Genomic DNA, 15,181 nt, shown 5'->3' with positions numbered 1-15,181 from the left:
GAACGATTGTGCCGCTTCGTGAGGACGGATTGGCATGACCATCGCAACGGTAGGGGTCGTCGGGCTCGGCAATATGGGCCTGGGCATGGCCGCGACCCTGGTCCGCAAGGGCTTCGCTGTCCTCGGCTACGACATCGACGCGGGCCGGCGCCCCTCCGCCGAGGCGGCCGGCATCACCGTCCTCGACGCCCTCAACGACGTGCTGCGCCGGGCCGACGCCCTGGTCTTCTCGCTGCCGCTGGCGCGGGACGTCGAGGCGGTCGTCACCGCGGAGGGCGGCCTCCTGTCCCGGACCGACCGGAAGGTGGTCGTGGTGGACACCTCGACCTCGGATCCCGGCACGACCCGGCGCCTCGCCGAGCGCCTTGCCGCGGCCGGGCACGCGCTCGTCGACGCCCCGGTGAGCGGCGGCCCGTCCGGCGCCGCCGAGGGCACCCTGACCATGATGGTCGGCGGGGCGGAGGCGGATTACGAACTGGCCCGGCCGGTCCTGGAGGCCATGTCGGCCCGCGCCCCCCATGTCGGGCCGTCGGGCGCCGGCAACATCGTGAAGCTCGTCAACAACCTGCTGGTGGCGGCCCATCTCGTGACCACCGGCGAGGCCCTGCGCCTGTCCGAGGCGGCGGGCCTCTCGGCCGAGGAGGCCGTCAAGGTCGTGAACACCGCGACCGGCCGCAGCGCGATCAGCGAGGTCATGGTCCCGCGCTGGGTCCAGTCCGGCACCTTCGACAGCGGCTTCTCGGCCGGCCTGATGCGCAAGGACGTGCGCCTCGCCCTCGAACTCGCCGCCGAGTGCGGGATCAACCTGCCGCTCTCCGCCGAGGTCAAGCGCATCTGGCAGGCCACGCAGGCCACCATCCCCGACACGGCCGACTTCACCCGCATGGCCGATTACCGCGATCGCAAAGGAGCCCGCTGATGTCCGGCACGCCGCACTCGCCCGCCGCCGACCGGGTCACCACTCTCCTGGCCGACCTCTTGCCGGGCGGCCGCATCGGCAGCGTCGTGGCCGGCGAGATCCTCGCTGGGACCGGCGCCGCTCTCGATCTGATCAACCCCGCCGATGGCGGCGTGTTGGCAAGCTTCGCCGATGCCGGGCCGTCGGTCGTCGCGGCCGCCATGGCGGCGGCCCGCGACGCCCAGCGCGCGTGGTGGGGCATGAGCGCCGCCGCCCGCGGCCGGGCGATGTGGGCGGTGGCCGCCCTGGTCCGGCAACACGCCGCGGCGCTGGCCGAGCTGGAGACCCTCTCGGCCGGCAAGCCGATCCGCGACACGCGCGGCGAGGTCGCCAAGGTCGCCGAGATGTTCGAGTACTACGCCGGCTGGTGCGACAAGCTTCATGGCGACGTCATCCCGGTCCCGACCTCGCACCTGAACTACACCCGCCACGAGCCCTTCGGCACCGTGGTGCAGATCACCCCCTGGAACGCGCCGATCTTCACCGCGGGCTGGCAGATCGCGCCGGCGATCTGCGCCGGCAACGCCGTGGTGCTGAAGCCCTCCGAGCTGACGCCGCTGACCTCGCTGGCCCTCGGCCTGCTCTGCGACCGGGCCGAGGGGATGCCGCGCGGCCTCGTCTCGGTGCTGGCGGGCGCCGGCCCGACCACCGGTGCCGCCGCGGTGGCCCATCCCGACACCCGGCTGGTCGTGTTCGTGGGCTCGGCCGAGGCGGGCGCGCAGATCGCCGCCGCGGCGGCCCGCGCCATCGTGCCGAGCGTGCTGGAGCTCGGCGGCAAGTCGGCCAACATCGTGTTCGCCGACGCCGACCTCGACCGGGCGCTGATCGGCACGCAGGCCGCGATCTTCGGCGGCGCCGGGCAGAGCTGCGTGGCCGGCTCCCGGCTCCTCGTGCACCGCTCGATCCATGCGTCCTTCGTCGAGCGCCTGTCCCACGCCGCCGCGCGCATCCCGGTGGGCGCGCCGACCGATCCGGCGACGCAGATCGGCCCGATCAACAACCGGCGCCAGCGGGACAAGATCGCCGGGATGGTCGAGGCCGCCGCGGGGGCCGGCGCAACCATCGCGACCGGCGGTGCCTGCCCCGCGTCCCTGCGCGACACGGGCGGCTTCTACTACGGCCCGACCATCGTGGACGGCGTCGCGCCGGATGCGGCGATCGCCCGGGAGGAGGTGTTCGGCCCGGTCCTGGCGGTCCTCCCGTTCGACGGCGAGGACGAGGCGGTCGCACTCGCCAACGGCACGCCCTATGGCCTCGCCGGCGCGGTCTGGACCGGCGACGGCGGGCGCGGCCACCGCGTCGCGGCGGCGCTGCGGGCCGGCACCGTCTGGGTCAACGGCTACAAAACCATCAACGTGGCCTCGCCGTTCGGCGGATTCGGCCGCTCGGGCTTCGGCCGCTCCTCGGGCCGCGAGGCCTTGATGGCCTACACCCAGACCAAGAGTGTCTGGGTCGAGACCGCCGCCGAGCCGGCCGTGACCTTCGGCTACGTGGGCTAGAGCTGTGCCCGACCGTGGAACGACAGATTGACGGGCGAGCGACGCGGGCTCGGACAGCGCAACGGACGCCCTCTCTCGCACGGGAGAGAGGACCCGCGCTCCATCCGGCTCGGGCAATGTCGACGACTTCGTCGCGACGCCGCCGGGCACGCCCCTCGGCGTCGTCCCGCGCACAGACCAACGACAAGACCGGCGATCAAGACCGGCAGGCGGAGCAACGGGCAGCCCCAAGGGGGCCATGGAGGATGACGATGGCGGGCGAACTCTTTGCGACGAACACGCGCTCGGTCGCGCCGCCCGTCTCGGCCGGCGGGAAGCTCACGCTGTTCCTGCTCGCCCTCGTCATCGTTGTCATCGCGGAGGCGATCGGCAACGTCAGCATCCCGGTGGGCGCCGGCAAGATCGTGCTGCTTCCGCTGCTCTGGGCGCTCCTGCTCGGCGGGGCGCTGGGGCTGATGAGCCCGCGCCTGCCGGCGCCGCTGCGGCTGACAGGCGCCCTGCAGAACGCGGCCGGCGCCTATCTGCAACCGGCGCTGCTGATCTTCATCGCCAAGCTAGGCCTGCTCGTCGGCGGCTCGCTGCCGAAGATCCTCGCCTCCGGATGGGCCCTGGCCTTCCAGGAATTCGGCCATTTCTTCGGGACGATGGTGTTCGGCCTGCCGGTCGCGCTCCTGCTCGGCATCAAGCGCGAGGCGATCGGCGCGACCTTCTCGGTCGGCCGCGAGCCGAGCCTCGCCATCATCGGCGAGCGTTACGGCATGGATTCGCCGGAGGGCCGCGGCGTCCTGGCCGAGTACCTGACCGGCACGGTGTTCGGCGCGGTGTTCATCGCCCTGCTGGCCGGGCTGATCACCAGCTTAGGCGTCTTCAACCCACTGGCCCTGGCGATGGGGGCCGGCGTCGGCTCCGGCAGCATGATGGCCGCCGCCTCGGGAGCGATCGCGGCCCAGCAGACGCCCGAAATCGCCAAGGACGTCGCGACCTTCGCGGCGGCCAGCAACCTCGTCACCACCACCATCGGCACGTATTTCACCCTGTTCCTGTCGCTCCCCTTCACGATCTGGGCCTACGGCAAACTGGAGCCGATCCTCGGCCGCAACCGGCCGGACGCCGTCCGGCCGGCGGTGGCCGACCCGCAGGCGGCCGCCCCGGCCCATCAGGAGGTCCGGATCGGCCTCGCCGAGACCGTGCTCGCCTGGCTCCTGATCGGCGCCTACGGGCTCATCGGCAACTGGCTGACCTACGGTGTCGTCCCGGACGCGAGCGTGGTGGCCGGGATGGCGATCATCATCGGCACCGTCCTGGCCGGGTGGGGCCTCTACCTGCTCCTCGGCCGGCGCCTGCCCGCCGTCCTCTGGGTCTCGATCATCGGCATGGCCCTGACCTATCCGGGCACGCCCTACGCGGCCGAGATCGCCGCCCTGACCGGCAAGCTCAACTTCCTGGCGCTGGCCACGCCGATCCTGACCTTCGCGGGGCTCTCCGTCGCCAAGGACGTGCCCGCCTTCCGCCGCCTCGGCTGGCGCATCGTCGTGGTCTCGTTCATGGCCAATGCCGGAACGTTCCTCGGCGCAGTCCTGATCGCGCAGTTCTTCATGCACGCGCCGCTGGGGTGAACCGCCGCGCCGATCGGCGTAGGGTCCGGGCGGGGGATCGAGGCGCTCAAGCAGCCTCTGGCAGGTGAGAGACATCTTATGGGTATCGAGGCGGAGACCGTGGAGCGGATGGTCGCGTGGCGGCGCGACCTGCACACCCATCCCGAACTGGCCTTCCAGGAAGTCCGCACCGCGGATCTCGTTGCCCGGGAACTGGCCGCCTGCGGCCTGTCGGTGAAGACCGGGCTCGGGCGCACCGGTGTGGTCGGGACCCTGAGCCGGGGCGACGGTCCGACCATCGGCCTGCGGGCCGACATGGACGCCCTGCCGATCCAGGAGGCGACGGGCGTCGCCTACGCCTCCCGGACGCCCGGCGTGATGCATGCCTGCGGCCATGACGGCCACGTGGCGATGCTGCTCGGGGCGGCACGCCATCTCGCGGCGCGCACCGACCTGACCGGGACGGTCCACTTCATCTTCCAGCCGGCCGAGGAATGCGAGGGCGGCGGGCGTGCCATGGTCGAGGATGGTCTGTTCCGGCTGTTCCCGTGCGACTCCGTCTTCGGCCTGCACAACTGGCCGGGCCTGCCCCTCGGGACTCTCGCGACCCGGGTGGGAGCGATCATGGCCTCCCTCGACACGTTCGAGATCACGGTCACCGGGTTCGGCACCCATGCCGCCATGCCCGAGCGCGGCACCGACACGCTGGTGGTCGCCTCCGAAATCGTCCTCGCTCTCCAGACGATCGTGAGTCGGCGGATCGCCCCCACGGACCCCGTCGTGCTCAGCGTTACGCAGATCCACGGCGGCGACGCCTATAACGTCATCCCCGACCGCGCCATCATCCGCGGCACGGTCCGCTGCCTGGACGAGGCCGTGCGTGCGCGCGTCGCGGAACTCGTCGAGGCCATCGCCAGCGGGACCGCCGGCACGCACGGCGCCCGCGCCGAGGTGGCTTACCGGTTCGGATATCCCGCCACCATCAACACCGCTGACGCCGTCGGTACCGCCCTCGCGGCCGCCGGGACCGTCTCGGACATCACCGCCCGCCGCGGCGATGTCGGGCCCTCCATGGCCTCCGAGGATTTCGCCTACATGCTCGAAGCCTGCCCGGGCGCCTATGCCTGGATCGGAACCGACGGGTCTCAGCGGAGCCTGCCGCTCCACAATCCGGGCTACGATTTCAACGACGCGGCCCTGCCGATCGGCGCAGCCTACTGGGCCGCCCTGGCCACGCACAGTCTCAGGATCTGAGGCGGCGGAATGACGCGAAGGCTCTGCCGGTAACCGTCCTTGCGCGCGGTGACGGCGCGGCTCCTGGCGCAGACCCTCACAGGCCTGCGCCGACTGTGCGCGCCGGACGCTCCGCGAGTAGCCGGTAGAGCAGCATGCCGGTGAGCATGGCCGCGACGAACAGCGCCACTTCCGGCAAGCCGAGCACCACGCCGGCCAGGGCCGGGCCTGGACAGAGGCCGGCGAGCCCCCAGCCGATGCCGAACAGGGCGGCGCCGGACAGGAGCCGGCCATCGGGGCGCCGGTTCTCCGGCACTGCGAAGCGGAGCGCGAAGGCGGGCCGGTCCAGCCGGCCCTTGATCGCGTAGCCGAGGGCCGAGATGCCCACCGCCCCGGCCAGCACGAAGGCGAGGCTCGGGTCCCAGGCGCCCGCGAGATCGAGGAAGCCCAGGACCTTCTGCGGATCCATCATCCCCGACAGCGCCAGGCCGACGCCGAAGAGCAGGCCGCTCGCCAGGGCAGCGACGAGGCGCGAGACCTTCATCGGCCCACTCCATGCCGGACGAGGAAGACGGTGACGATCGCCGTGGCCATGAAGGTCGCGACCGCCGCGAAGGAGCGCGGTGACAGCCGCCCGAGGCCGCAGACCCCGTGCCCGCTGGTGCAGCCCGAGCCGAGGCGCGTCCCGAAGCCGACGAGCAGCCCCGCGGTCACCAGCATCGGCCACGACGCGCCGATGCGGACCTGCGGCCAATGGCCGGACAGGAGGTGGAACAGCACCGGCCCGGCGAGAAGCCCGGCCAGGAAGGCCACCCGCCACGCCCAGTCCCGAGCCGTCAGCGCAAGCAGGCCGCCGACGATGCCGCTGATCCCGGCGATGCGGCCATTGGCCAGCAGAAGCAGCACCGCCGACGCGCCGATCAGGACACCGCCGGCGAGCGGAGCAAGGAAGGCAGTCACGAAACTTCTCCGGTTTGCCCGAACGGCGCGGCCCGGCGGATCCGTCCGGCTCCGCTCCGACTCGGCGAGGCTCGGACCCAGCTTAACGGGAAGCCCGGGGGCGTTGCGAGGATGTCGCGCGCGGAGGCCAGCGGATCGCCGCTCGCATATGGGCCCTCCGGGTTCACGTAGATGAGCGCCTGGTGGGAGGCGGCGAGCGGGTTCTCCAGATCGTGCTCGGGCTCGCCGTTCTTGCCCCGCCAGCGCTTGTCGCGGTTCACCATGTCGTCGAAGCTCGACACCTTGCCCATGTCGACGACCTCGGGCCCCAGTAGGTGGCGTGGTCCGCCTCCCAGGCATCGAGACGACCGGCAGCGAAGCCGTAGGTCGGCAGGCCCATGATCTCCAGGGCGCAGTTGCCGGTCAGGACCATGAGATCGGCCCAGGACAGCGCGTTGCCATATTTGTGCTTGATTGGCTGCAGGAGACGCGGCCACTTGTCGGTGTTGCCGTTGTCTCACCAGCTCGAGATCGGGGCGAAGCGCTGCATGCCGGTGCCGCCGCCGCCGCGCCCGTCTGCGATCCGGTAGGTGCCGGCCGAGTGCCAGGCCATGCGGATCATCTGCGGGCCGTAATTGCCGTAGTCGGAGGGCCACCATTCCACCGACGAGGTCAGGAACTGCTTGATGTCGCGCTTGAGCGCCGCGAAGTCGATCTTGGCGAACTCGGCCGCGTAGTCGAAATCCGGGCCGAGGGGATCGGCCGCCAGCCCGTTCTGGTGCAGCAGCTCGACCCGCAGGCGGTGGGGATACCAATTCTCCAGCCCCGGACGATCGCCGAAGGCGCCGCCGATGCGGTCGCCGCCGAACTGGCATTTGCCCTCCATCTGGAACGTGGTCGTGTCTGTCTTGTCGATCGTCTCGCTCATCCGGTGGTCCCCCTTGGTGTTGGGCCGCGGCCGGGCGCACGAGGCTCGGACGGCTGTGGTCGGTGCACGCGGTCCGAACTCTCAGGGGATTCACGTCGCGCTCGAGACCCGAGACGAAGTGAGGCGGTCACCGGTGAGATCAAATCCGGACCCGTGAAGTCTTGCCCGCGAGTGGCGTCGGCGATCATGCAATGCAGCCGATGACATTGTCGCGATCCGCCAAAACACCGGCAACGCGGAGGGCGCGCGTCGACTCGGCGTCGACGCCGGCGCGCTCCCGGTCATTGCCGATCCTCTTGGGGCTGGCGTTCGCGCGTCATGAGCCACGTCTTCGTCGGCGCGGAAGGCGGCGATGGCTGCTATCGATCAGGGCACGGACCGCGTGCCCGCCGGTGGCGTACCGCCCGCGCCGTTCCCGGAGGCGCTGAGGGTCTTGCGGGCGGCTTGGCTCTGGCTGGCATAATCCGGAGGCGCGGTTTCGCCTTGCCAGTTCATCCGTCCGGTCCCCGCGGCCATCATCGGCCCTGCGACGCTGTGGATCAGATCCTCGGGGCGGCCTGCCTCGACCGGGGCACCCATTGGCGACATTGGGCGATGATCATACAGTCATACACATGACCGCTACATCTGCACTGCAGCCCGATCTCCGCTTGCCGCTCTACCAGCGCCTGCGCGACGAGATCGCCCATCAGATCGCCCGCAACGTCTGGCGGTCGGGCGATCCGATCCCTACCGAGGCGGAACTGGCGGCCGCCCACCGTGTCGCCATCGGCACGGTGCGCAAGGCGATCGACGTCTTGGTCGCCGACGGCTTGGTGGAGCGCCAGCAAGGCCGCGGCACCTTCGTCCGGCGTCCCCGCTTTGATCGGTCCCTGTTCCGTTTCTTCCGGCATCTGGGGCCGGACGGCGCCCCGTCGGTCCCCGAGGGGCGGATCCTGCTGCGCGAGGCTTGTGCGGCGCCCGAGACCGTCCGGGAAGCCCTCGGCCTCGACGCGCGCGGCGAGTCGATCCGCCTGATCCGGACGCGGCTTCTGCAGGGCCGCCCAATCCTGTCCGAGGCGATCTGGCTGCCGGCAGGGCGGTTTGCCCCTATACTCAAGGCTCCGCTGGCGGAGATCGGCGATCTCCTCTACCCGGCCTACGAGCGCCTCTGCGGCGAGATCGTCGCCCGGGCCGAAGAGACCCTGACCATCGGCATCGCCGATGCGATGGACGCGGAGCGTCTCGAAATTGCGGAGGGCGATCCCGTCGTCGTCATCGAGCGCCTCGCCTTCGGCTTCGATGCGCGCCCGATCGAGTGGCGGGTGACGCGCGGCGCGGCCAAAGACTTCCGGTATCATATCGACATCCGCTGAATGGCGAGCACCTTGACGGGCCGCCGGAGCCATGCTCATTGATTCATATAAATGACTAGTTCTCTTCGGAGGACGGAGGAAAGCCCGTGTTCCGCTGGTACCGAGAAGTCGGTCCGGCCGAGCGTCGCACCTTCTGGGGCTGTCTGGGCGGGTGGTCGCTCGACGCCCTGGACGTGCAGATGTTCAGCCTCGCCATCCCCGCGCTGGTCGCGAGCTTCGGGCTGAGCCGCTCGGCGGCCGGCCTGATCGGTGCGGTCACGCTCGCCGCCGCGGCGATCGGCGGCTGGCTCGGCGGCCTCGCGGCGGACCGGATCGGCCGCGTCCGGGCCCTCCAGATCACGGTGCTGTGCTTCGCGGTCGCGACCTTCCTGGCGGCCTTCGCGCAGAGCTTCACTCAGCTTCTGATCCTGAAGACGCTGCAGGGGATCGGCTTCGGCGCCGAATGGGCGGCCGGCGCCGTGCTCATGGCGGAGGCGATCCGGCCTGAGCATCGTGGCAAGGCGCTGGGCGCCGTCCAGGGGGGCTGGGCGCTCGGCTGGGGCGCGGCCGTGCTCCTCTCCACCGCGGCCTTCTCCGTCCTGGATCAGGAGACGGCGTGGCGCGCCCTGTTCGCCTGCGGCCTCGCGCCCGCGCTGCTCCTCCTCTACCTCCGCCGCTCCGTCCCGGAGCCGGCCCGATCGGTGGTAGGCCCGGCCCGGCCGCCGGTCGGAGGGCTCGCGATCTTCGCGCCCGGCCTGAGCCGGATCACGGTAATCGGCACGCTGCTCGGCCTGGGCGCCCACGGGGGCTTCCACGCCCTGTTCACGTGGCTGCCCACCTACCTGAGCGTCGAGCGCGGCGCCTCGGTCCTCGGCACAGGGCTCTACCTCGCCATCATCATCGCGGCCTTCGGCCTGGGCTGCCTCGTCGCCGGCGGGCTCGTGGACCGGCTCGGCCGGCGCCGGACGGTGGCGCTCTACGCCGCCAGCTGCATGGCCCTGGTCGTCCTCTACCTGCTGCTGCCGGTCGGCGGCGCGGGCCTGCTCCTCCTCGGCGCGCCCCTCGGCTTCTGCACCGCCGGCATCCCCGCGAGCCTCGCGGCCCTGTTCAGCGAACTCTTCCCGGACGGCCTGCGCGGGACCGGGATGGGCTTCTGCTACAATGCCGGCCGCCTCGCCTCCGGTCTGCTGCCCCTCGGCGTCGGCCTGCTCAGCGAGATCTGCGGCCTCGGCCCGGCGATCGGCCTCTCGGCCCTCGGTGCCTACGGGCTTGTCCTCCTCGCCGTCGCGCTCCTGCCGGGTCGGCAGTCCGGCGGCGCGCTGATCCCCCAGACCGTGAGATGATCCGATGAACCGGCGCCTGTTCTGCCGCACCCTGATCGCGGGCGGCGTCACGCTCGCACTCCCCGCCCGCGGTCGCGCGGCCGAGGCCGGCTCTGCCGCCGACGGCGTGGCCGCGGTGGACACCCATGCCCACGTCTTCACCCGGGCCCTGACCCTCACGGGCGACCGGCGCTACGCCCCCGACTACGACGCGAGCATCGCCGATTACCGCGCCATGCTGGACCGGAACGGCATGGCCCGCGGCGTGCTGATCCAGCCGAGCTTCCTCGGCACCGACAACGGCTACATGGTCTCGGCCCTGCGGTCCGCGCCGGAGCGGCTGCGGGGCATCGCCGTGCTGGACCCCGGCGCCGAGACCGCCACCCTGCGCGACCTCGCTGGGGCCGGCGTCGTCGGCCTGCGCCTCAACCTGATCGGCCGGCCGGACCCGGATTTCACCAGCCCGGTCTGGCGCGCCCACCTCGCGCGCGTGGCGGATTTCGGCTGGCAGATCGAGGTCCAGGCCGAGGCGCGGCGCCTCGCGCGGCTGCTGCCGCCGCTGGTCGAGACGGGCGTCCCCGTCGTGGTCGATCATTTCGGCCGGATCGCCCCCGCTCTCGGCATCGCCGATCCGGGCTTCGCCGACCTGCTCGGCTTCGGCCGCGGCGGCCGCGTCTGGGTCAAGCTCTCGGGCGCCTACCGCATCGGCAGCGGCGAGGCCGGCCGGCAGACGGCGCTGGAGGCCGCCGAGCGCCTGCGCGGCGCCTTCGGGGCGCGGCGCCTGCTCTGGGGCAGCGACTGGCCGCACACGCAGTTCGAGACCCAGGCCAGCCCCGCCGAGGCCCGGCGCGACCTCGACGTTTGGGTGCCGGACCCGGTCGAGCGCCGGATTGTCCTGGCCGAGACGCCCGCCGCCCTCTTCCGCTTCGACCGCTAGGCCGAGGCGAGCCCGCCCGAACTCCAGCGAGGACAGGACCATGGCAACACCGACCACGCCACACGCGGCGGACGCGGCCGCCTTCGAGAGCCGAACGATGCGGAAGGTCGGCCTGCGCCTGATCCCATTCCTCGTGCTCTGCTACTTCATCGCCTACGTCGACCGGGTGAATGTCGGCTTCGCGGCGCTGACCATGAATCACGATCTCGGCCTCTCCGCAGCGGCCTTCGGCCTGGGCGGCGGCCTGTTCTTCGTGGCCTACGTCCTGTTTGAGGTGCCGAGCAACCTCGCCATGGAGCGCGTCGGCGCGCGGATCTGGATCGCGCGGATCATGATCACCTGGGGGCTCGTCGGCATCGGCTCGGCCTTCGTCACCGGTCCGGTCAGCTTCGCCACCGCCCGCTTCCTGCTGGGCGCGGCCGAGGCCGGCTTCTTCCCTGGCGTGATCCTGTACCTGACCTACTGGTTCCCCAAGGCCTACCGGGCGCGGATCGTGGCGATGTTCATGGTTGCGATCCCGCTCTCCAGCTTCTTCGGCTCGCCGCTCTCGGCGGCTCTGCTCACCCTCGACGGTGCCGCGTCCCTGCGCGGCTGGCAGTGGCTGCTGATCATGGAGGCGGTCCCGGCCATCCTCCTCGGCGTCGCCGCCCTCGCGCTGCTGCCGAGCCGGCCGGCCGAGGCAACCTTCCTGAGCCCGGCAGAGCGCGGCTGGCTGACGGACAGGCTGGACGCCGAGCGGCGCGCCGCCGAGGCGGGCGCCGCGCACCACGCCCACGGCCTCGCGGCGGTCTGGGCGGTGCTCGCGAGCCGGCAGGTCTGGCTGCTGGCCGTGATCTACGCGGGCAGCTCGGCCACCAGCAACACGCTGTCGCTGTGGATGCCGCAGATCCTCAAGGGGTTCGGCCTCAGCAACCTGCAGACCGGCCTGCTGAACATGATCCCGTTCGGCATCGCCTCGGTCTTCATGATCGTCTGGGGCCTGCGGGCGGACCGCAGCGGCGAGCGGATCTGGAGCACGGCCCTGCCGCTGGCGCTGACCTCGGTGAGCTTCGCCCTGACGCTGCTGACGGGCTCGCTCTGGATGACCCTGGTCCTGCTCTCGCTGGTCCTGCTCGGCAACTACGCGATCAAGGGCCCGTTCTTCGCCCTGGCGACCGAGACGCTGCCGCCGGCCCAGACGGCCGCCGGCATCGCGGCGATCAACACGCTGGCGCATCTCGGCACCGGGGCGATCACCTCGCTGATCGGTGTGCTGCGCGAGCAGACCGGCAGCTTCCCCGTCGCCCTGCTCCCGCTCTGCGCGCTCACCGGCATCGGCTGCGCCCTGGTCTTCTGGCTCGGCCGGCACCGGCCGCGGACGGCGGCCGTCGGGGCGGCCCCGTCGGTCGCGCGGGGCTGACGCGACGGAGGCGACACTCAGGTCGGCTGGCCGAGGATTCCCAGGATCTCCCGGCGCAGCCGCACGATCTCGGAATCGTCGCGGTGGCGCGGATAGGGCGCCGCGACCGGCAGCTCGGCCCGGATCGCGGCCGGGCGGTCGGAGAGCACGATCACGCGCTCGGCCAGCACCAGCGCCTCCTCCACGTCGTGGGTCACGAGGAGCGCGGTGAAGCGCTTCTCCTGCCAGAGCCGCAGGATCTCGGCCTGCATGGCCAGGCGCGTCAGCGCGTCGAGCTTGCCCAGAGGCTCGTCGAGGAGCAGCAGGCGCGGCGCGTTGACGAGCGCTCGGGCGAGGGCCGCCCGCTGCGCCATGCCGCCGGAGAGCTGGTGCGGGTAGACATCCGCGAAGCCGGTCAGGCCGACGAGCCCCAGCGCCTGATCGACCCGGGCCGCCCGCGACCGCCCGACGCCGCGCGCCTCCAGCCCCAGGGCGACGTTGCCGCGCACGGTCCGCCACGGATAGAGGGTCGGGTCCTGGAAGACGAGGAGCCGGGACGGGTCCGGGCCCTCCACCAGGTCGCCGTCGACCCGGATCGCGCCCTGGTCGGGCGGCTCCAGGCCGGCGACGAGCCGCAGCAGGGTGGACTTGCCGCAGCCCGAGGGGCCGAGCAGCGCGACGAAGCCGCCGGGCTCCACCGCGAGGCTCACCTGGTCGAGGACCGGCAGGGGCGCGCCGCGGATCGCGAAGGCGTGGCTGACGGACTCGACCGTCAGGCGAGCCCCGGCCGCCCGGGCCTCGGGGCGTTCGAGGGTCGCGACGGCTACCATTGCACCAGCCCCTTCTGCCACGCGAGCAGGCGGTCGCGCAGGCGGAACAGCAGCGTAATCAGGGAGGAGCACATCAGCGCCATCACGATCAGCGCCGCGTACATGTTGGCGTAGGCGGCCCAGCCCTGCGCCCACTGGAGGTACCAGCCGAGGCCGGACTTCACGCCGAGCATCTCGGCGACGACCAGCACCGCGAAGGAACCGCCGAGCCCCATGAACAGCCCGACGAAGACGTGCGGCAGCGCCGCCGGGATCGCCACGCGCAGGATCAGGAAGCCGCGCGAGGCGCCGAGCGTCCGCGCCACGTCGAAATAGGCCTTGTTGACGCCTGCCACTCCCGACCAGGTCAGCACCGTGACGGGGAAGCCGGTGGCCAAAGCCACCAGGAAGGTGCTGGCCGACCACGACGACGGGAAGACGAAGAAGGCGAGGGGCAGCCACGCCGTGGCCGGCAGAGGCCCGACGAAGCGCAGCACCGGGTGCGCCCAGTAGCCCACCGCCCGGAAGGTGCCGATGGCGACGCCCAGGACGAAGCCGGTCGCCGCCCCGATGGCGTAGCCGCCGGAGAGCAGGATCAGCGAGTTGAGGACGCTGCCGCCGAGCTTCGGCCAGTCATCGAGGAAGACCTCCAGGAGCGCCTGGGGCGGCGGGAAGAACGGCATCGGCAGCAGGGCGAATTTCGCCGTGACCGTCTCCCAGGCCAGCAGCGCCAGGGCCAGCGCCGCCAGCCAGGGGCTCCCGTGCCGCAGCCGCGACCCGAGGGGGCCGAGGCGGGCGCCCACGGGCGCGAGCGCCAGGAGGGCGAGGCCGAGCGCCGCCGCGCCGGACCCGAGGGCCGCGGTCTCGGGCAGGTCGTCCGCGTCGGGCAGGCCGAGGGCCACGCCGGCCAGGGCGAGCCAGGCGGCGCCGGCGAGGACGATCCGCCAGGGCGGCCGCGGCAGTCTTCGGGACGGGACTGCGGCCCGCGGGGCGACGCCGGCTGTGATGCTTCCGGACATGGCGCGCCTCAGCTCAGCACGTCGGCGTAGATCCGCTCGGCGAACTTCGCCGTGTCGGTGGACCGCCGCAGGACGTTCACCCGCTTCAGCTCGTCCCCGTAGAGCGCGAGCTGCTGCTTGAGATCCCCGCCGACCGGGCTGTCGCCGTGCTGCTGGCTGCGCAGCATCGCGGCGAGATCCGCGATCGAGCCCTTGCCGCCGTAGCCGGAGAACGCCCGGGCCGCGGCCTCGGGATCCCGGTGGACGGCGTGGCCGCCCTCCAGGATCGCCCGGGTCAGCGCGCCCGCCACCGCGCGGTCGTTCCGGATCAGGCTGCCGCGGGCCGCCACGACGCAGCAGGTGCGGGTGGCGTACTCGCCCGAGAGATTGGTGGCGACCTCGGTGAAGCGCGGGTCCTTCAGCCAGATCCAAGTCCGCGGGTCGGAATCGGCCAAAGCCTGCGCCTCGCCCTTCTCGACCGCGAGGTTGAGCAGGTCGGCCGGGTACTGCCGCCACTCCACCCCGCCCTCGTGATCGATCCCCGCCTTGGCGAGCAGCAGGCCGAAGAAGTTCTTGGCCGGGCTCGCCTGATCGCTGATCGCGATGGTCTTGCCCTTCAGCCCGGCGATGTCGGCTATGCCGGAGGACTTGGCGCTGAGCAGCCGCAGGCAGCCGCCGTGCAGGCCCGCGGTGATCTTCACGTCGAAGCCCTGTTCCAGGGGCTTGAGCCAGCGCAGGGCCATGCCGATCCCGGCATCGGCCTTGCCCGTGGCGATCGCCTCCAGCAGGGCCTCGGTCGAGCCGCCGAAATTGACGAATTCCACGTCGAGGCCGTGCCGGGCGAAGATCCCCTGCTCCTTGGCGAGCGGCGCGGCCGCCGTGCAGATGGCCGTGGCGTTCCAGGCCAGCTTCACGGTCCGGAGCGGGGCCGCGGGCTCCTCCGCGGCGGCGGGCCGGCAGAGCGGACCGGGGTCGAACGGTGCCCCCGGTCCGGGCGTCCAGGCGCGGCCGGTGCCCATGCCGAGGCCGAGCGGCAGGGCGGCGGCCGCGGCGCCGACCTGCAGCAGGCGCCGCCGGGAGGGCGAGGGATCGGAGGAGGGGCTGCCCGGTCGGGAGGGCGCTTCGGTCATCTCGGGTCTCCGGGCCGCGCGGCGGGAACGGCGCGCGTCACCGCACCGGTGGCGCGACCGGGCGGATCTGGCGTCCTCGTCTTCGGGAATGATCCGTCGAGGGATCAGGGTGCCGAGTATT

The 15,181-nt window shown here is 72.2% G+C and carries 13 protein-coding genes and 1 pseudogene; 8 read left to right on the top strand and 6 right to left on the bottom strand.

All coding sequences use genetic code 11. From position 1 onward, the window contains the following. The first annotated feature begins 34 nt into the window (after window positions 1–34). The 4 genes from CIW48_RS03690 to CIW48_RS03675 all read left to right on the top strand — a co-directional run bounded on the left by CIW48_RS03690 (window position 35) and on the right by CIW48_RS03675 (window position 5,306). Window positions 35–919 carry an NAD(P)-dependent oxidoreductase gene (locus CIW48_RS03690; RefSeq protein WP_149309155.1) on the top strand — a complete coding sequence of 295 codons (885 nt, stop codon included), beginning with the start codon at window positions 35–37 and terminating at the stop codon, window positions 917–919. Further along, on the top strand, window positions 919–2,457 hold the full coding sequence (locus CIW48_RS03685) for an aldehyde dehydrogenase family protein (protein WP_149309152.1): 1,539 nt from the start codon (window positions 919–921) through the stop codon (window positions 2,455–2,457). Before CIW48_RS03690 ends, CIW48_RS03685 begins: the two co-directional genes overlap by 1 nt. 251 nt (window positions 2,458–2,708) lie before the next feature. Beyond that, window positions 2,709–4,073, top strand: a complete 1,365-nt coding sequence (locus CIW48_RS03680; RefSeq protein ID WP_246695113.1) for a DUF3100 domain-containing protein — start codon at window positions 2,709–2,711, stop codon at window positions 4,071–4,073. 78 nt (window positions 4,074–4,151) lie between these two features. Beyond that, window positions 4,152–5,306, top strand: a complete 1,155-nt coding sequence (locus CIW48_RS03675; protein ID WP_149309148.1) for a M20 aminoacylase family protein — start codon at window positions 4,152–4,154, stop codon at window positions 5,304–5,306. A 76-nt stretch (window positions 5,307–5,382) separates the two neighbouring features. Here the strand turns inward: CIW48_RS03675 and CIW48_RS03670 are convergent, their stop codons facing one another. From CIW48_RS03670 to CIW48_RS03660, 3 genes and pseudogenes are all read right to left on the bottom strand, one after another. Then, window positions 5,383–5,829, bottom strand: coding sequence for a DUF6691 family protein (locus CIW48_RS03670; protein WP_149309146.1), 447 nt, complete (start codon window positions 5,827–5,829; stop codon window positions 5,383–5,385). Next, window positions 5,826–6,245: a YeeE/YedE family protein gene (locus CIW48_RS03665; protein WP_149309144.1), complete on the bottom strand. Its 420-nt coding sequence runs from the start codon at window positions 6,243–6,245 to the stop codon at window positions 5,826–5,828. The genes CIW48_RS03670 and CIW48_RS03665 overlap by 4 nt, the downstream gene beginning before the upstream one ends. 110 nt (window positions 6,246–6,355) lie before the next feature. Beyond that, a pseudogene (locus tag CIW48_RS03660) lies at window positions 6,356–7,041 on the bottom strand (peroxidase family protein); the annotation flags it as partial. A 725-nt stretch (window positions 7,042–7,766) separates the two neighbouring features. On the opposite strand from CIW48_RS03660, the gene CIW48_RS03655 reads away from it, so the two are divergent. The 4 genes from CIW48_RS03655 to CIW48_RS03640 all read left to right on the top strand — a co-directional run bounded on the left by CIW48_RS03655 (window position 7,767) and on the right by CIW48_RS03640 (window position 12,144). Beyond that, window positions 7,767–8,507 carry a GntR family transcriptional regulator gene (locus CIW48_RS03655; RefSeq protein ID WP_149309142.1) on the top strand — a complete coding sequence of 247 codons (741 nt, stop codon included), beginning with the start codon at window positions 7,767–7,769 and terminating at the stop codon, window positions 8,505–8,507. Between the two features lie 86 nt (window positions 8,508–8,593). Beyond that, on the top strand, window positions 8,594–9,829 hold the full coding sequence (locus CIW48_RS03650) for an MFS transporter (protein ID WP_149309140.1): 1,236 nt from the start codon (window positions 8,594–8,596) through the stop codon (window positions 9,827–9,829). Between the two features lie 4 nt (window positions 9,830–9,833). Beyond that, window positions 9,834–10,745 carry an amidohydrolase family protein gene (locus CIW48_RS03645; protein WP_149309138.1) on the top strand — a complete coding sequence of 304 codons (912 nt, stop codon included), beginning with the start codon at window positions 9,834–9,836 and terminating at the stop codon, window positions 10,743–10,745. Between the two features lie 40 nt (window positions 10,746–10,785). After that, on the top strand, window positions 10,786–12,144 hold the full coding sequence (locus CIW48_RS03640) for an MFS transporter (protein WP_149309136.1): 1,359 nt from the start codon (window positions 10,786–10,788) through the stop codon (window positions 12,142–12,144). A 17-nt stretch (window positions 12,145–12,161) separates the two neighbouring features. Here the strand turns inward: CIW48_RS03640 and CIW48_RS03635 are convergent, their stop codons facing one another. The 3 genes from CIW48_RS03635 to CIW48_RS03625 are packed head-to-tail and all read right to left on the bottom strand — an operon-like array spanning window position 12,162 to window position 15,060. Continuing rightward, entirely contained in the window at window positions 12,162–12,953 is a 792-nt protein-coding gene (locus CIW48_RS03635) for an ABC transporter ATP-binding protein (RefSeq protein WP_149309134.1), read from the bottom strand. After that, window positions 12,947–13,951, bottom strand: a complete 1,005-nt coding sequence (locus CIW48_RS03630; RefSeq protein WP_149309132.1) for an ABC transporter permease subunit — start codon at window positions 13,949–13,951, stop codon at window positions 12,947–12,949. The genes CIW48_RS03635 and CIW48_RS03630 overlap by 7 nt, the downstream gene beginning before the upstream one ends. Before the next feature lie 8 nt (window positions 13,952–13,959). Further along, on the bottom strand, window positions 13,960–15,060 hold the full coding sequence (locus CIW48_RS03625; RefSeq protein ID WP_149309130.1) for an ABC transporter substrate-binding protein: 1,101 nt from the start codon (window positions 15,058–15,060) through the stop codon (window positions 13,960–13,962). Window positions 15,061–15,181 lie beyond the last annotated feature (121 nt).

It is taken from the genome of Methylobacterium sp. P1-11, assembly GCF_008329595.1.
Taxonomy (GTDB): Bacteria; Pseudomonadota; Alphaproteobacteria; order Rhizobiales; family Beijerinckiaceae; genus Methylobacterium.
The sequence above is the reverse complement of the archived record's forward strand: the minus strand, read 5'-3'. Positions and strand labels throughout refer to the sequence as shown.